General features: G+C 59.4%; 10 protein-coding genes and 2 pseudogenes. 9 read left to right on the top strand and 3 right to left on the bottom strand.

All coding sequences use genetic code 11. The features are described from left to right. Positions 1 to 384: 384 nt before the first annotated feature. From U4012_RS34525 to U4012_RS34510, 4 genes are all read left to right on the top strand, one after another. Positions 385 to 1,188, top strand: coding sequence for a DUF2968 domain-containing protein (locus U4012_RS34525; RefSeq protein ID WP_321804261.1), 804 nt, complete (start codon positions 385 to 387; stop codon positions 1,186 to 1,188). Next, the gene (locus tag U4012_RS34520) at positions 1,166 to 1,504 is read left to right on the top strand and encodes a hypothetical protein (RefSeq protein ID WP_321804259.1); all 339 of its coding nucleotides are present in this window, start codon (positions 1,166 to 1,168) and stop codon (positions 1,502 to 1,504) included. The genes U4012_RS34525 and U4012_RS34520 overlap by 23 nt, the downstream gene beginning before the upstream one ends. Next, positions 1,501 to 1,962, top strand: coding sequence for a hypothetical protein (locus tag U4012_RS34515; RefSeq protein WP_321804257.1), 462 nt, complete (start codon positions 1,501 to 1,503; stop codon positions 1,960 to 1,962). The genes U4012_RS34520 and U4012_RS34515 overlap by 4 nt, the downstream gene beginning before the upstream one ends. 1,019 nt (positions 1,963 to 2,981) lie before the next feature. Then, positions 2,982 to 3,614, top strand: a complete 633-nt coding sequence (locus U4012_RS34510; RefSeq protein WP_321804304.1) for a recombinase family protein — start codon at positions 2,982 to 2,984, stop codon at positions 3,612 to 3,614. 64 nt (positions 3,615 to 3,678) lie between these two features. Here U4012_RS34510 and U4012_RS34505 read toward each other — a convergent pair whose 3' ends face one another. After that, on the bottom strand, positions 3,679 to 4,311 hold the full coding sequence (locus tag U4012_RS34505) for a response regulator transcription factor (protein WP_321804302.1): 633 nt from the start codon (positions 4,309 to 4,311) through the stop codon (positions 3,679 to 3,681). A gap of 182 nt (positions 4,312 to 4,493) precedes the next feature. Here U4012_RS34505 and U4012_RS34500 point away from each other — a divergent pair, with 182 nt between their 5' ends. Together U4012_RS34500 and U4012_RS34495 are read left to right on the top strand one after the other, a co-directional pair. Further along, positions 4,494 to 5,696, top strand: coding sequence for an ABC transporter substrate-binding protein (locus U4012_RS34500; protein ID WP_321804255.1), 1,203 nt, complete (start codon positions 4,494 to 4,496; stop codon positions 5,694 to 5,696). 46 nt (positions 5,697 to 5,742) lie between these two features. After that, complete coding sequence (locus tag U4012_RS34495) at positions 5,743 to 7,542, top strand: PAS domain S-box protein (RefSeq protein ID WP_321804253.1); 1,800 nt, start codon at positions 5,743 to 5,745, stop codon at positions 7,540 to 7,542. Between the two features lie 9 nt (positions 7,543 to 7,551). Here U4012_RS34495 and U4012_RS34490 read toward each other — a convergent pair whose 3' ends face one another. Beyond that, a complete protein-coding gene (locus U4012_RS34490; protein ID WP_321804251.1) occupies positions 7,552 to 8,880 on the bottom strand; it encodes a galactosyl transferase GMA12/MNN10 domain protein in 1,329 nt (442 codons plus the stop codon). Positions 8,881 to 8,987: 107 nt separating this feature from the next. After that, positions 8,988 to 9,578: a recombinase family protein gene (locus U4012_RS34485; protein WP_321804250.1), complete on the bottom strand. Its 591-nt coding sequence runs from the start codon at positions 9,576 to 9,578 to the stop codon at positions 8,988 to 8,990. 606 nt (positions 9,579 to 10,184) lie between these two features. Here U4012_RS34485 and U4012_RS34480 point away from each other — a divergent pair. The 3 genes and pseudogenes from U4012_RS34480 to U4012_RS34460 form a co-directional block, all read left to right on the top strand. Beyond that, entirely contained in the window at positions 10,185 to 10,598 is a 414-nt protein-coding gene (locus U4012_RS34480; RefSeq protein WP_321804248.1) for a hypothetical protein, read from the top strand. An 87-nt stretch (positions 10,599 to 10,685) separates the two neighbouring features. Further along, positions 10,686 to 12,944: pseudogene (locus tag U4012_RS36050) on the top strand (ESPR-type extended signal peptide-containing protein); the annotation flags it as partial. A gap of 18 nt (positions 12,945 to 12,962) precedes the next feature. Continuing rightward, positions 12,963 to 17,225, top strand: a pseudogene (locus tag U4012_RS34460) (beta strand repeat-containing protein); the annotation flags it as partial.

The following is a 17,225-nucleotide window of genomic DNA, read 5'->3' as shown; positions in this document are numbered from 1 at the left end:
TTCTGACAATTGTTGAGCCTCGGAACGTATATGTACTTCTAGAATTCGCGCAGACGCGTCAGCGCGCGTGGGGCATCCGAAGCGTCGTTTGTTCGGAAGGGAAAGCATGTCGAGGCGTGGAGGTCAGCATGTCACCCGAGCCGCGTCGAATTGTGCATTCGCTGTTCGATGTTCTTGAAGGCGATCACGTAGGTGTGACAGACACAAGTGTTGATATGTCAGCGTGGGACGCAGGCGTGCCGACAGCATGGCGGGAGACCAGACCAACGCCGAAATTTCACATTTTCATGACTCGAATCCGATCACATCGATTTCGTTGTGCATCGGATAGCACACTCGACCCCGTCAGCTGACATAACACATGACAGCGCAGGTGACCAGAGCATGCAAGGCGCTGCTCTGAGCGAAGCATTGAGACGAACTGCGGCGCATGCACGTCATGCAAGTACAGAATCCCAAATTAAACCGATGGCTCAAAAGATGACTCTCACCGAACGCCTAGTTCTCCGTTCGTTTTTTCTTGCTTTTACTGCATTCGCAGGTTCAAGCACCGTCGTACTCGCTCAAACCGCGGTCGACCAGATTGCGGTGCAACCTTCTACTTCCGAATCTGCCCCGGTGAACGTCACTGGCGAAGCACCGACTGGCAGCGTACAGGAGCTTCAGCAATTGCTAAGTCACGATGCCGTGGAATCGGTGCGCAGCACGACCAACGGCAGCTACAACGCCCAGCTCTTGTTCGACCGGCAAACGGCAACGTACTACGCAGCATTGCTGCAACAGGGAAAGGTTTGGCGCGTTGCCAAAGGCAAGGATGAGGACCGTGTGAGCACTGTATACCGGTCGTTCACAAGACGAACCGAACAGTTGTCGGTGGAAGAAATGCATCGTACGCAGCTCGAGGCGCAAAAGACGCAGGCCGAGCAACGATTGGCGCTCATACAGGAGCGTGAGAGCCGGCTGCAAGCTGACTTGAACGTAGCTCACGAACAGGCTGCACTTGCCGCGAATCGCGAGCAGGAAGCTCGCGAGCAAGTGAAGGATCTCCGTGCACAGCGGGACGCTACACAGACGAAGCTGGTTCAAACCCAGTTGCAGGTTAAACAGTTGCAGAACCAGGTTAATGCAGGGTTGCCTGCCGAGCACCGCGGGCATCGCGTCAAGCGTGAAAACCGACGTCGATCGTGAAGCCGCAGCCATCGACTACCAGCCGCTTATGGAAATGATCACGCACGACAACGGCGCTTTCGAATCAGGCGAACGCCATGCAGTCCTGCTTGCCTTGTGGCGCCAAGCGGAATCGAACGGTTGGCGCTGCATGTCGCGCATATGGAGGGGGTATCCTGCCCGGTACGAGTTCGTTTGCAATGTCGGGCACCGCTTCGAGCGTCAGGGAACCTACGTTTTGTACAGCGACGGATCGACCCTGATCTGCCCGGTTTGCCGAAAAGGGGCAGGCCGAGGCGACGAATCCGTCGGATCCGAGGGCGGCGAACTGTCATGACGCGAAAAAGAAGTTCGTTCAGAGTTCCGCATACGCGCGAGATGCTCCTGCCGTTGCCGGCGAACATTGTCAGAAAGATATCTCTCGAGAATCACTTGGCGCTTGCGGCAATCGAGGCGGGTCACGGCACGCCGGACACGATGATCGCGTTGGTGCGCGTCCTGTACATGACATATTTTCTGCTTGGGAAAAATGTCTCGGATGATGATCTAGAGCAATTCCGAGTAGTCGAGGATGTGTTAAACGACAGTATTCATGCGGCTGAAGGCGGGCGCAACTGGCGTGTCGGTGGCGAACACATGCCGGCAATCCGGCAAATGTTGCTTCAACTCGACGATCTCCTCGGCGCGGTTCCTAAGCATCGTTATGTCGACGCGTGCGGAAAGATGGGCAGCTTCGCGGAGTCGCCCGATCAGTCCCCACTGCCGGGCAGTCGACTTGAAGGGATCTGGGAATAGCGCATCGAAACGCTTCGCCGGGATCTGACCAAGGCGCTTGTGAGCTATCGACGATGTTCGGGGCATCGCTTTCAAGCAATCATCGGACAGACGCGTCCCACAAGCGTCTTGGGTTCAATCAGCCGATCCGTTGAGGGCGTTCCGGACAACGGACGAATTCTTTCGTCATGTAAGGATCGCGCTATTTGGCGGGTTGTCATCGCGGACAATTCGGTGCTCAACCAGACGTTGAGCTTCGAACCAGTAAGGCCGTTCGTCCATGAACGGCAACTATCAGACGATCGCCCCGAGTGTCTGCACTGTCTGACGTCGGCGGGCGCAAGCATTGATAGTCGGCGCCGTTCCGGCCGGACTTCGGTCCGCGTGCCCGCACATGGAATTTGATCTGGAATGCTAAGAGTGGGGCCGGTTTTTTTTGCAATCATGAGATGAATGTTCGCCGGCCGTTTGGTCGGATGCAGTCTTGGCGCACCACATCGAGTCAAACACTGGAACCGGTTTCTGTCGGGCGATGTGAAATTGTTATGCTGAAGTGACAAGGCCCCGACTCTGCAGAAATAAGGACGACTTGATATGCATAACTCAGTTTCTGTCGCCTAAAATAAAATAATAAATATTTGCCCAATTCTCGAAATATTCAGAACTGGGCGGGATCCATGTTCGAGAGTTCGATGGGGCATCGGGTGGGTTGGTTTGGTATGTGGAATCGTTGACGAAGTCGTCATGGTATGGGTGTGGTAATTAGTTTGTAATTAATTCAGGATATTTACTGGAAGAATTAGGAAAATTCCTACATTGCCGGTAGGTGCGGGTTGAATTGACTATCGGATCAGCGGCAATGTCGAAAATTTGCTTCGTATTTTGCAATAATTGACAATATCATCGCAAGCGGTTGGGATAGCCTTGAGGTGTCAGCGGGCCGATGACTGAGGACTCAAGGCAAGGCGGGACAATATGAATAAATACATCGTCACTTGATTTAGAAAGCGTAATTGATTCTTGGTTTGGGGAGTGGCGAGATGGAGGGGGGGGGTAAGAAAATCGGATATGCACGAGTATCGACAGACGAGCAACATCTCGATATGCAGATGAAGGCGCTGAATGGATTCGGTTGCGATGTTACTCATTTTGATAAGGGCATATCTGGTGCCAGGTTCGATCGACCTGGCTTGACTGGCGCGTTGGAGCAGTTGACCGAGGGAGACACGCTGGTGGTCTGGAAGCTCGACCGCCTTGGGCGATCGCTGGGGCACCTCGCCAACATCATGGGCCAGCTGGACAAGCGAAAGATTCGCGTCGTGTCGCTTACCGAGTATATCGATACACGCTCGTCCAGCGGACGTTTTACGTTCCACATGCTGGCGGCGCTCGCGGAGTTCGAGCGCGGATTGATCAGCGAGCGAACACGAGCGGGAATGGCCGCAGCCCGCGACCGAGGTAGTCATATTGGGCGACCGAAGATTCTGAGTGATGCACAGAGAATCGAGGCGGGGCAGTTACTGGAGAAATATTCGCCATCCCAGGTGGCGAAACGATTTAACGTCCACCGCACCACGCTGATGCGCCATATCAGGGTTCGCGGAGAGGACGGGGCAAGGGAAGCAGAAGCGGATTATGGTCATGATAGGCCTGGGCCGCTTCCGAAGGGTTGATTGATAGCCTGGGCATTAAAAAATGCCACTGTAAATCGTTTGGTGTCTGGCGAGCTGAAAGTTATCAGCTCGAGCAAATGTTGTGTTTGATCGCATAGCGGATCAATTCAGCATTCGTGCGAATTCCAAGCTTTTGCATCAGGCGAATTTTATGGGTGCTGACGGTTTTTGCACTCAAGGAAAACTCCGCGGCGATTTCGTTCACGGTGCTGCCTGCCGCGAAGCGTTGCAAGACCTGCCGTTCGCGTGCAGACAGCAGTTCATCGGCCACCGGCGTCGAGGGCGGTGCATCAAAGACAATCGTTTCGACCAGTTGCGGGTCGATGAAGCGTCCGCCGTCGGCCAGTTTCCGAACTGCATCGATCAGCACGTGCGGGTCACTGTATTTCGTGACATATCCCGACGCGCCGGCCCGCAGCGCATGGGTGACAGTTTGGGGATCGTTGTGGACGCTCAGGACGAGGATCGGCAATTCCGCATATCCGATTCGGATCGTCCTGACGAGTTCGATGCCTGAAACTCCCGGCATGGTCATGTCCAGCAGCAGGACGTCGACCTGATGTGCCTTCAACCGATCGAGCAACTCTTCACCGTCCCGGGCCTCTGCGACGACGACGATATCCGTCGTCGTCGCAAGAATCTGTTTGATGCCACCGCGGACGATCGCGTGGTCGTCAGCTATCAACGTATGAATCAACATAGGTACTTGAAAAAAGTGCAGGAACACTGCACGAGCGCTCCGTTTGCGACGGCCCGATCCGTGGGGGGGCGACGGTGGCGACGCGCTGCTGTGCCGGGAAAATCATGTGTGTTGGATACATCTAGAATTGTAAAACGTTTCTTTAACGGTTAACGTTTACCTTTGCCGCCAGATGCGAGATGAGCTCCGTGCTAGGGCTCGACGTGCAGGCCGGAACCATCCATTCCTTCGCAGTGGGCTCAATGGGGCGTGAAAATTTCTTGACAAGAAGGCGTGTGCTGCTCGCGGGAGGTGCTACTGCACTGGCCCTGAAGATGAGGCCGAGCTTTTCGGCTACAGATGTACCGCGCATCGTGTTTCTTAACCCTGGCGAATCGACTGAACGAGCCAGCGGAAAGCAGTGGCAGCTTGTCAGCCGCTTCATGGCGGCGGCGGCGAAAACGTTGTCCCTGAATCTCGAGGTTCGGTACGCGGAGCGAGACCACTTGCTGATGCTGCGCCAGGCCGAGGCACTCGCGCGTAGCCATGCCGCGCCGGACTACATCGTCATCGTGAACGAGAAGCAGATGGCGCCCCAAATGCTGACGATACTGAGTGCATCGGGGTCGAGGATCGTCGTCATCCACAACGACTTGACCGACGCGCAGCGGAAGGAGCTCGGGAACGAGCGCGAACGTATCGCGAACTGGATCGGCACGGTGACGGCTGATGCTTCCAGCGCGGGTTACCGTCTCATGGCTTATCTGGCCGAACGTCAGACGAACAACGTTCCGAGGGTAATCGGTGTCACGGGGGATCCGATTACTCCGGTTTCGGTGGAGCGGGCGCATGGTGTTCAGGAATGGATCATGAGCACCCCGGCCGCGCGACTGAACCAGCTGGTTTTCAGTGACTGGACCTTCGGCGACAGCTATGAAAAGACGCGCATTCTGCTTAAGCGATATCCGGCGACGAATCTGATTTGGGCGGCGAACGATGCCATGACGCTCGGCGCCAAGAAGGCATGTGACGCGGTCGGTTCGGCTGCGACTGTGGGGGGAATGGGGGCCTTGCCTGAAGCATTGCAGAGTGTGGCGCACGGCGAGTTGACGGCCATGATGGCCGGCGACTATTTCATCGGGGCCTTCGCGATGGTGTTGATCCACGATTATCACCATGGTCTTGACTTTGCGGCTCACGGCACGGCGCGGCTCAAGCTGGACTTCTTGACACTCGTCCATCGCGGCAACGCGGCTGCGTATTACGAGATGCTCTTCGGCGGCCGAGGCGATCCGGACTTCAGCACCATTTCACGTTTCCACCGCCGGGCGAAAGCCGACTATGACTTCAGCGTCAAGCGGCTCCTGAACAACATGGGCAAGCCTTCCGATGTTACGTCCTGAACGGTTCATTCGCAGGTTCTGTCCGAGCAATCTGCAATGCAAATTAATGCTGGCGTTTTTCGCACTGGTGATTGCCGTCGGCGGGGTGGCGGGATACGTTCTCACCGAACACGAGCACGAAATTCATACCGAGATGCTGCAGAGCAAGGCCACGCGTGTCGCGGATGTGCTCAGTATTGCGTTGGAGCAGCCGCTGTGGAACGTCGACAAACACGCGATCGAGGCGTTGTTGGCAGCGTTGGCGTCTAATCCCGAGGTGGCCGAGTTGACGGTGACAGGAACCGAAATCGGGGTCGTGACGTCGGTCAGGCCGATTGCGGCCGTTGATCCGGGCGACGAGATCGTTCGAGTCAAGACGATTTTTCACAACGCGTCCGGCGCGACACCGAGCGAAAGACTTGGCGAAATACGGGTTGTCCTGTCGACAGCTAGCATGAAGCAGGAGATCAGGCATGCGCAGGCCACCATCGTGGTCGCAATGACGTTGATCCTGATCGGACTTTACGCGTTGGTGTATGTCCTATTGACGCGCATGGTGCATCGCCCGGTCGGCGAGATCAAGGCGACAATCGACGCGATATCGAGCGGTAATCTCGACGTCAGTTGCACCCTTACGTCGGCCGACGAGCTTGGTGAGCTCGCGACCCGAATCAACATGATGGCGCAGAGTTTGCGTCTGTCGACTGTTCGGCTGGGGGAAAGCGAAAGCAAGTATCGGCGAATTTTTGAAAATGCGATCGAGGGCATGTTTCTTATCGATCGCAATGGGCGGCTGAGCGATGTTAACCCTGCCATGGTTCGGCTGCTGGGCTATCGATCCGCCGACGAGTTCATCAATGGCGATTCTGGCGCGGGGCTGCGACCTGCATTCACGCCATGGCAAACGCGGTATCTGTTTTCCACGGCTTATGAATCGGGTGGAATAGTCGGGCTCGAGATGGAACTGTGGAAGCCGGATGGCGAGCCGATATGGGTCGAGTTGAACGCGTGTATCGTCGCCAACGAGCGCGGCGAGTCTGAATGCATGGAGGGGATGTTGGCCGACGTGACCGCCCGAAGGCGGGCGCACGAAAGCTTGCGCCGAAATCATGCCGCGCTGAAACAGGAGATTACCGAGCGAAAGCGGGCAGAGCGCGATCTTCTGGCTTCCGAGGAGCAGTTGCGCAGACTGTCGGCACACATGGAATCAATACGCGAAGAAGAGAGAAAGCAGCTCGCGATGACGATTCATGACGAGCTCGGGCAGATCCTTACCGCACTGAAGATCGATCTTTCGCTGCTGAAGGATCGTGTGGACCCGGAGAGCGTCGAGTTGTCGGCGATCGATCAGATGCGGGGGCTGGTCGACAAGACGCTGCAGATCGGGCGTGACATCGCCAGCCATTTGCGGCCCGCCGCGCTCAATTTCGGGCTCGCATCGGCGCTCGAGTGGTTGGCCGCCGAGTTTTCGCGGCACGGGAATGTGCCTTGCGGTTTCGGTATGAGCGGCACGGCACCACATTTGTCGGATGCTCACGCGACTGCGGTATTCCGTATCGCCCAGGAGGCGTTGACCAACGTCGCGCGTCACGCTCGCGCAACGCAAGTTGAATTGCGACTCGTCGGTCTTGGCGCGGGGCTGGAGTTGGCCATTATCGACAATGGATGCGGATTCGATCCGTCCGCCGTGGGCCGCAGTGGCTCGTATGGCGTGCTCGGCATGAGAGAGCGTGCCCGGCTTATGGGTGCCGAACTCAATATCGAGAGTGAGGAGGGGCGCGGCGCGGCGGTGTACCTCGCGTTGCAAGCGAAATTCGTGAGCCCGTTGCCGAGCGAGCATCGCGATTTGGGATGCGTGTCGAAATAGCGGATCCGATCAGCGGATGCGGGCCAGTCTGTCACGCTCGTCGCAATCCATCATCAGCGCGCGCATCTGGGTCCACATGCCGAAGTAGTGGACGATGAAACTATCGGTCCGGCTGAAGAACCACGGCGTGTTGATTGTCAGCGGACTCTGTATGTTGGACGTGTCGAGCAGCCCGTGCGATTTCATCGCCGCGATGAAATAGTACTGGTCGCCGTTGCCGGAATAGACGCCGGTTCGGTCCGGCAATGCGTTGATCGTGCCCATCAGGTCAGCGAGCATCACGAGATTCGATTGAGTGCGCCGAAAGCCCATGACCCCCGAGTTGAACGGCCATTGTCCGATGTCGCGCGCGAGGAGCCTGTCGCCGCCATCGAGTAGCGGTTCGATGCGCATGTCATGATTTCCGATCAGCACGTCGGCGTCGAGCCAGACGACCCATTCGTGGTGCGCGAGATATGCATGCAGCAGCCACGGCTTCAGCCAGTTGCCCGTTCCAGACAACCCGATCTCCGGCGGATTTTCGCGGTGTACATACAGGGTATGGCCATGGCGTTCGCAGTACTCGCGAAAGTTCCGTTCCGCAATCTGCGCGTAGCTTGCGATTTCCGGCGTGTAGAGCGTCACGAACGCGACGGACCGACCTGGGTTGAAGGTGCTGCGTTTTTCGCTTGGTATTCCCGCCGACCAGTCAAATGCGAAGTACGACTGTCCACTGTCCGCGCAGGCATCCAGATGTGAGAACAAGGCGCCCCGGAAGCGCGGCACGATACCCATCTCAACGGGAGAATGTGCGTTCTCCTCAATGCTGATTGCAAAGGTTGGAACGACCGTCCAGCGCGGATCGATGTTCGGTCCCGTATGCATCGTCACGCATGTGCCGTCGACCGTTGCATGCCAGGGAACGTATTGAAGATGCGCGAGCAGTGCCGATTCGTCTTCGAACGGTTGTCCTCCAAGGTGGCATTGCGTGACCATCTCGCCGACGCGGTGGCGTGAAGCCTCGGTGTTGCGCCAGATTTGTACGTTGCACTGTGGCGCTTTCGCCGTCGTCGCAATGAGCAGATGGTCTCGGTCGCCGATCATGAGATCCAGCGGTACAGGATGGACGATCACGGCATTTTCGGTGAGAACGAGCACGAGATGCGCTTCGGGCGAGCGCTGCAGCAGATCCCGCAGGCGTTCGTACTTGTGGAGCGCGTGAACCTGTTTGCCTCGCGGCCCGCTTTGGGCGTCGACAATCTCGTGGCGGTATCCGTGTTTTCTCGCATATCGCGCGTGGTTGGTGTGCGCATGCGGTGCGGATTCGTAAAGAAAACTGAGCACGGTACATTCGGACATGGTTTGCGGCTCCTCACCGATACGCGCACATGATGCGGCATCATAAAAATTCGGTCTGCGTTGTTCGCCAATGTCAAAGGAACGTGATGCGGGGTAACAGCGAGCGGTCAGCTCTTCTTGGAAGTCCGCTCGTTTGTTTGCAGAGACTGGGTTTTCCCCGACAGTGCACGCTTGAGCGTTCGCGGATGAACGTTGAACTTTCTCGCTACGTCCGATACCGGTTTCGTTTTCAACAGGGCCGCTGCCTGCCGACATTGCGCTCGCGACAGCAGCGGCTTGCGGCCAAGACGCTTTCCGCGTTCACGTGCCACATGCATGCCGGCGCGCGTGCGCTCACTGATCAGCCGCCGTTCGAATTCCGAAAGCGCGGCCATCATATGAAACATCAGGACACCGCCCGCGGATGACGTATCGATCGACTCCGTCAGCGAGACGAAGCCTACGTCCTGCTTGCCGAGTTGACTGATCAGGTCGATGAGTTTCGCGAGCGAACGTCCCAATCGATCGAGCCTCCATACCACCAGCGTGTCGCCGCTCGACAGCGTGGCCATGGCCTCATTCAGCCCTGGTCGTGAAAACTCGGCGCCGGATACCCCCTGATCGGAGTACAGCACCTCGCATCCTGCCCGGAACAGCGCGTCCTCCTGAAGCGCCAGGTTCTGCTCGTCGGTCGACACGCGTGCGTAGCCGATCTTCATCGGATCGGCTCCATGACGAACGTTGATTCGAGCGAATGATTGCGCCGGGCGGCAATGCGCCGCGAGATGGCGAGCGGCGTTGCCGCTGCGAATCGGAAGCGGAGGACGCGGACGAAATACTGCATCGGGAGCGGGTGTGATCGGTAAAAATTGCGATGACTCAGGACGTGCGGCCCGTTAGCTATTTGTTATCTAAAGGCTGAAACGTAGCGGGCCAATGTGCATCGAGCGATTCCATTGCTGGAAATGTCAAGACTTGCAAAGTGCCCCTGCATTGTATTGGACAAAAGGGAACCCTTTTGTCACCCCCTACCCACGCACGCTCAATGGCCTTCACAGCTCGATTTCTCCGACCCTCAAACATTTTTTACCAACTTTGGCACAAAGGTTCCCTTGTGCACACCTTGTCCGCGCTTGTTTCGCTCGGGTTTGACGGCCCGGGTTCGGGGTGAGGCGTGCAAGCAATCGTTTAGGCGCGTCTGCTGATCATAAAAAAGTTGTCAAGGTTTGTAGGGTTATCCCGTCGCGTCAATCGCGAAAGTCAGAACCCGGGAGCCGCAGGCCGCAAAGAGATGGCGGGGTGTTATGCAAATGAGTCACGGTTCGATGACGCGGAAGGTAAGGCCGCGCCGGCGCGTCCGCGCGGCGGTCAAGCGTGAGGATGCCTTCTTGCGCGAGATGGTGGCTGTGATCGCCTGCCCATTCGATGGGCTCGCTCCGGATTCGCGCGAGGCGATCGACTCGGCGGCAGAGCGATTTCGATCCGCCGTTCATTTGCTGCTCAAGCGCCATTTCGGGGAGGCCGGCCCGGCCGCAGTCAGTGCATACGACACTGGCATCGCAATCGGATTGTTCGGAGAACAGTCCGCCATCGCCGAAGGAATTCGTTCACGTGGGACTGCGCAGTCAGCGCAGCGATCCCATCAATCGGTTTATCACAAGAAGTTGTTTCGCGCTGTTCTCGAGGGCGGGCGTTTGCACGGTCGTTGCATCAGGGATTGGGGCTTGCCGAAGCTGTAGTTCATAACCGAGTGATGTGCAGACAGCGTTTCCTAAGAAATTAGGTAACCGAACTAAATAGAAGAATTGCAGTGGGAGAAATGCGATATGAATAAGATCTATCGGACAGTGTGGAATAAGTCGCTTGGCGCTTTTGTGGCGGCGTCGGAGCTTGATAGTGCGCTCGGTAAAGGGAAGAGTGGGGTCGCCATGTCGTTGGCTGACCTTCGAAGGGTCGGGGGCATGGAAGGCTCGTCTGCTCGCGAGCTTTTCACATTGACTACCATATCGCTTGCTGCCACTGCGCTGCTCAGTGCAACTATCTCGGACGATTCTTTTGCTCAGGCGACAGTTTTTTCTGGTTGCGGAAATGCGGCGGCGAGTGGCTCATTTGGTATCGCTATTGGATGTAATACGGTTGCATCTGGGTCGGCCGCCACGGCGATGGGCGTTAACGCGCTTGCTAGCGGCATCAACACTACAGCGGTAGGTGAAAATTCAAGAGCTACCCAGCAGAATTCATCGGCCTTTGGTTTCTTTGCTACTGCATCGGGAATAAGTTCTCTCGCGATTGGTAGCTCGGTGGCGTCGAACGTCAACGATCTGGCGGTCGGTGCCGGCGCAACAGCTTCTGGTGGTGATAGTGGTGCAGTGGGTCCGTTTGCGACTGCATCGGCTGGGGGCGCATACGCATTAGGTGTAGGCGCACGGGCAATCGCGACGAATACGCTGGTTGTCGGCGTTAACGCTACTGCGTCTGTCGATCAAGCAATGGCGTTAGGCTATCTCGCGACCGCTTCCGGGAGCAGTTCTTTGGCGACTGGATCGTCCGCGTCGGCGAAGGGATTAGCGTCTATCGCAATTGGTAGGCAATCCGTAGCGTCGAGTGACGAATCAATTGCTCAAGGCGACGGCGCGAATGCGTTCGGTTACGCATCTGTTGCGATCGGTAATGCTGCGACAGCGTCAGCGGCCGGCGGGGCCGCTGTGGCAATCGGCCTGAATTCGCTTGCCACGGGCGGAGGCAGTGCTGTAGCCGTGGGGCCATACGCCACTGCAACGGGAATCAATTCACTTGCACTTGGACGCGGTGCGACCGCGACGCAAGAGAATTCATATGCGTTGGGCCTGTATTCGACGGCCTCGGGCTTTCAGGCGCAAGCTATTGGAGCGGGGAACCATGCTACCGGCGACAATTCCGTTGCAGTAGGATTGCAATCCGTCGCGAGCGCACCTGGTGCGATTGTGGTCGGTTACGTTTCGAATGCGACCGGCGCCAGTTCGCTCGCGTTGGGTTCAAGCGCGAATGCCTCCGGTACGTATGCTGTAGCGGAGGGCGCAAACGCTTCGGCGTCGGGGCCTGCTTCTGTGGCTATTGGGCGTCAAGCAACGGCTTCTGACACGGGGGCTTATGCGCTCGGAACATCGTCGACGGCATCCGCTGTTAACTCAACGGCGATGGGCGCTGGATCACTTGCATCCGGTACATCCTCAATGGCGCTCGGGCAATTTGCAACCGCGACACAGTGGGCGGCTTCAGCAATTGGTCCGGCCGCAACGGCGTTTGGCTCGGCTTCGTTCGCGTTGGGAACGGGTGCCGTTGCTGGGGTAAGCGGAAACACGACAATCGTCAATGATGTTGCGTTGGGCGTGGCCGCCAACGCAACAGGTGGGAATTCACTTGCGCAGGGGACGAGCGCGGCCGCGAGCGGCACGAGTTCGATTGCTATCGGACAGAGTTCGATTGCTAGTGCGGCCGACGCCCTTGCAGTCGGCCATTCGGCATTGGCGTCCAGCCAGACAGACAGCGCCTTTGGTAGCGGTGCGACCGCGAGCGGTGGTGGTTCGGTTGCTGTCGGGCGGCAAGCGACGTCCTCGGGCTCGGTTGGTGTGGCCGTTGGTTTTGCTTCCGGCGCAACGGGTGACGATAGCGTTGCCATGGGCGACAGTGCATTGGCTTCGCAAACCGGATCGGTGGCTATCGGCTCGAACTCCTTCGCAAATGCCGCGCATGCCACGGCGGTAGGCGAGGGCGCATTCATTCCGGGCACCGGAACAAACGGTACTGCGATCGGCTATGGCGCGGTCGCCAGTTCTAGCAATGCCGTCGGCGTTGGTGTTTCGGCCATCGCTTCCGGCACCAGCTCGCTCGCATTGGGTCCAAACTCCAGCGCGGCTGGCGCAGGGAGCATTGCAGAGGGTTCGGGCGCGACGACGCCGGGGACGGCAACCAACAGCATCGCGATCGGCACCAACGCGACGGTCGTCGCGAACGGCACGAGCGGCGGGGCAGGTGCGGTTGCGATTGGTTCCGGCGCTCAAGCGGGTGACCCCGGTACGGCGATCGGTACCGGGGCATCCGCGCTCGGAACCGACGCAACGGCGGTGGGTTACAATGCAACGGCGTCGGGGGCGACAAGTGCCGCATATGGCACGACTGCGCTCGCGTCGGCGACGAACGCCCTCGCGCTGGGCAATGGTGCAACCGCGTCGAATTCAGGCTCTGTTGCGCTCGGTAACGGGTCGGTGACGGCTGCGGCGAATCCGACTGCGACCGGTACGATCGGCGGCACGACATACTCCTATGCAGGTACCAGCCCGGCGAGCGTGGTGAGCGTGGGTTCGGCAGGTGCCGAACGCCAGATTACCAATGTCGCGGCAGGCCGGATCAGTGCAACGAGCACGGATGCGGTCAATGGTTCGCAAATGTTTGCGACCAACTCGGCGATCAACACGCTGTCAACGTCGACCTCGACCACGGCGAGTTCGCTGTCCACCGGTTTGTCGACGACGAGCAGCAGCGTGACGTCGCTGTCGACTTCGACGTCGACGGCGGCCAGTTCGTTGTCGACGGGCTTGTCCGCGACCAACAGCACGGTGACGTCGCTGTCGACTTCAACTTCGACCACGGCCAGTTCGTTGTCGACTGGCCTGTCTACGACCAATAGCACGGTCGCATCTCTGTCGACGTCTTCGTCGACGACGGCCGGTTCGCTTTCGACGGGGTTGTCGTCGGCAAGCAGCAGCGTGACGTCGCTGTCGACGGTCGTTTCGTCGACGCGTACGCACTACTACAGCGTGAACGACAACGGCACGCAGCAAAGCAACTACAACAACGACGGTGCGACGGGCGTTAATTCGCTGGCCGCCGGCGTTGCAGCATCCGCAGCCGGTAATGGCGCGGTTGCCGTTGGCCCCAATGCGTCCGCGATGGGCACGGCTGGAGTTGCGATCGGTCAAGGCGCAACCGCATCTGGCCCGTCTCTCGGATCGATTTCGATTGGTCCGGGCGCACTCACCACTGCCGACGCGGCTATCCAGATCGGCAATCAGGTGGATGCAGGCGCGGGGGCGACCGGCGTGAACTCGGTGGCCATCGGTTCGAACACTTACGCAACCGGCGACTCCGCCGTCGCGCTTGGGAATTTCGCGCACGCGACAGCGCAAAACGCGCTGGCCTTCGGGTCGGCGGCATTCGCGATAGGGACGAGCTCTTTCGCACTGGGTGCGTTCTCGACTGCATCGGCTTCAGGCGCGACTTCCGTCGGGAATTCGTCGACGGCCGCGGCAGCCGACACCGTTGCGCTCGGTAGCGGCAATACCGTATCCGCCACGGCTGGACAGGGCTCGATTGCGGCGGGCTACCAATCACAGGTCGTATCGGGGGTGGGCGCGGTCGCGCTCGGTTATCAACAGACTGCAATCGGCAACGGCGCAGTGGCGATCGGCGATCCGAACACGGCGAACGGGACCGGCGCGATTGCACTGGGTGTGAACAACACGGCTACGGGTGACGGTGCAATCACGGTAGGCGATACGAACGTTGCGACAGGGAGCGGTGCGGTTGCAATGGGCGCCAATTCCACAGCAAACGGCCCTAGCGGCATTGCCATTGGCCTTGGGGCGACGGCTACCGGCCCGAACAACGGGTCGATTTCGATCGGCCAGGGGGCGCTCACCACAGCACAGGGCGCCATTCAGATCGGCGACCAGGCGATTGCCGGAGCGGGCGCAACTGGAGGGAACTCGGTCGCCATTGGCTCGAATACGTTTGCAACGGCCGATTCCGCGTTTGCGTTCGGCAATTTCGCCCATGCCACGCAGCAATACGCGCTCGCCATGGGACCGGCTGCGTTTGCGACGGGCACCGGTTCGTTTGCGTTGGGTGCATTCTCGACGGGCTCTGCACAAGATGCCATGGCCATCGGCGTTTCTTCGACCGCAACCGGAACCGGCAGCCTGGCACTGAGTGCGAATGCGACCGCTGCCGCAGACAATGCAACGGCGCTCGGCTTCAATTCGGTCGCGTCGAACGCGGGCGACGTCGCGCTGGGATCGAGCTCCGTGACGGCTGCGGCCAATCCCACGTCGGACACGACCATCGGGGGGACGGCCTACAGCTTCGCGGGTACGAGCCCGACGAGCGTGGTGAGTGTCGGCGCGTCGGGTGCCGAGCGGCAAATCACGAACGTCGCGGCAGGGCGAATCAGCGCGACGAGCACCGACGCGATCAACGGTTCGCAGCTCTTCGCGACGAACACGGCGATCGATACGCTATCTACGTCGACGTCGACCACGACCAGCTCGCTGTCGACGGGGCTGTCGACGACGAACAGCAGTGTGACGTCGCTGTCGACGGTCGTTTCGTCGACGCGCACGCACTACTACAGCGTGAACGACAACGGCACGCAGCAGAGCAACTACAACAACGATGGTGCGACGGGCGCCAATTCTCTCGCGGCCGGCGTAGCCGCCTCTGCAGGTGGCGTGGACGCGTCGGCTATCGGCTACAACTCGCAGGCATTGGGTGCGTCGACGCTTGCTATCGGTGACAGCAACACTGCAGCGGCCGCAGCCGGCCAAGGCGCTATCGCCGGTGGTTACCAGTCGCAGGTGCTGACCGGTACTGGTGCAGTGGCACTGGGTTACCAGCAAACCGCAAGCGGTAATGGCGGGGTCGCGATCGGCGCCTCGAACGCGGCGACGGGTACGGGTGCGTTGGCCATCGGTGCGACCAACACGGCGACCGGTGATGGCGCGATGAGCCTGGGCGCTTCGAACACCGCTGCGGGCACGGCAGCGCTCGCGTTGGGTTCCGGTTCGATTGCTGGCGCGGACGGGACGATCGCGCTTGGACAAGCGGCGAGTGCCGGTTCGCAAAATGGCGTGGCTATCGGCACCAATTCCGTTGCGCTGAACGCGGGCGACGTCGCACTCGGCGCGAATTCCGTCTCGTCGTCGGCCAATCCGACTTCGAGTGCGACGATCGGGGGGACGGTTTACAACTTCGCCGGTACCAATCCGACCAGCGTCGTGAGCGTCGGCAATGCCGGGGCGGAGCGCCAGATCACGAATGTCGCGGCTGGGCGCATCAGTCCGTCGAGCACCGATGCGATCAATGGCTCTCAACTGTATGCCACCGACCAGGCCGTCAACAAGCTTTCGACGTCCACGTCAACTACGGTGAGCTCGTTGTCGACCGCGGTAAGTTCGTTGTCGACGGGCCTCTCGACGACGAACAGCACGGTGACGTCGCTGTCGACGTCGACGTCGACCACCGCCAGCTCGCTGTCGACCGGCGTGAGTTCGTTATCCACCGGTTTGTCGACCACGAACAGCAATGTGACGTCGCTGTCGACGTCGACGTCGACGACGGCCAGGTCGCTGTCCACCGGACTGTCGACAACAAACAGCACCGTGAAGTCGCTGTCGACGTCCACGTCGACCACTGCCAGCTCGCTGTCGACCGGCGTGAGTTCGCTGTCCACCGGTTTGTCGACCACGAACAGCAATGTGGCTTCGCTGTCGACCTCGACGTCGACGACGGCCAGCTCGTTGTCGACGGGGCTGTCGACGACGAACAGCACGGTGACGTCGCTGTCGACTTCGGCATCGACCGGTATTGCGTCGGTGTCGACAACGGTCAGCACGCTTAATGCGGAAGCGGTGAAGTACGACCTGAATTCGGACGGCAGCGTCAATTACGGTAGCGTCACGCTGGACCCGGGTGGTACTGCCGCGCAGCTCCATAATGTGGCCGCAGGTACGGCCTCGACAGACGCCGTGAACGTGTCGCAGCTTACCTCGGCGGTGTCGAGCAGCAAGACGCATTACTACAGCGTGAACGACAACGGCACGCAGCAGAGCAATTACAACAACGACGGTGCAACGGGCATCAACGCGCTGGCGGCAGGCACGGGTGCAACGGCGGGCGGTGCGGCCGGCGTCGCGGTGGGTAACAACGCGAACGCGACGGGTGCGAACACGGTGGCGATCGGCTCGGGCGCCACGGCGACGAACGCAGGCGATGTGGCGCTGGGTTCGGGTTCGACGACGGCAGCGGCCAATCCGACGTCGAGCGCGACGATCGGCGGCACGACGTACTCGTTCGCGGGTACGAGCCCGGCGAGCGTGGTGAGTGTCGGTGCGGCGGGTGCGGAGCGTCAGATCACCAACGTGGCGGCTGGCCAGGTCAGTGCGACGAGCACGGACGCGATCAACGGTTCGCAGCTGTATGCGACGAACCAGGCGATCGACACGCTGTCGACCTCGACCTCGACGTCGGTCAGCTCGCTGTCGACGGGTTTGTCGACGACGAACAGCAGCGTGTCTTCGCTCAGCACGACCGTTTCGAGCGGCAAGACGCAT

It is taken from the genome of Burkholderia sp. BCC1988, assembly GCF_905339895.1.
Classification (GTDB): domain Bacteria; phylum Pseudomonadota; class Gammaproteobacteria; order Burkholderiales; family Burkholderiaceae; genus Burkholderia.
This window is presented reverse-complemented; position numbering and strand designations above follow the sequence as displayed.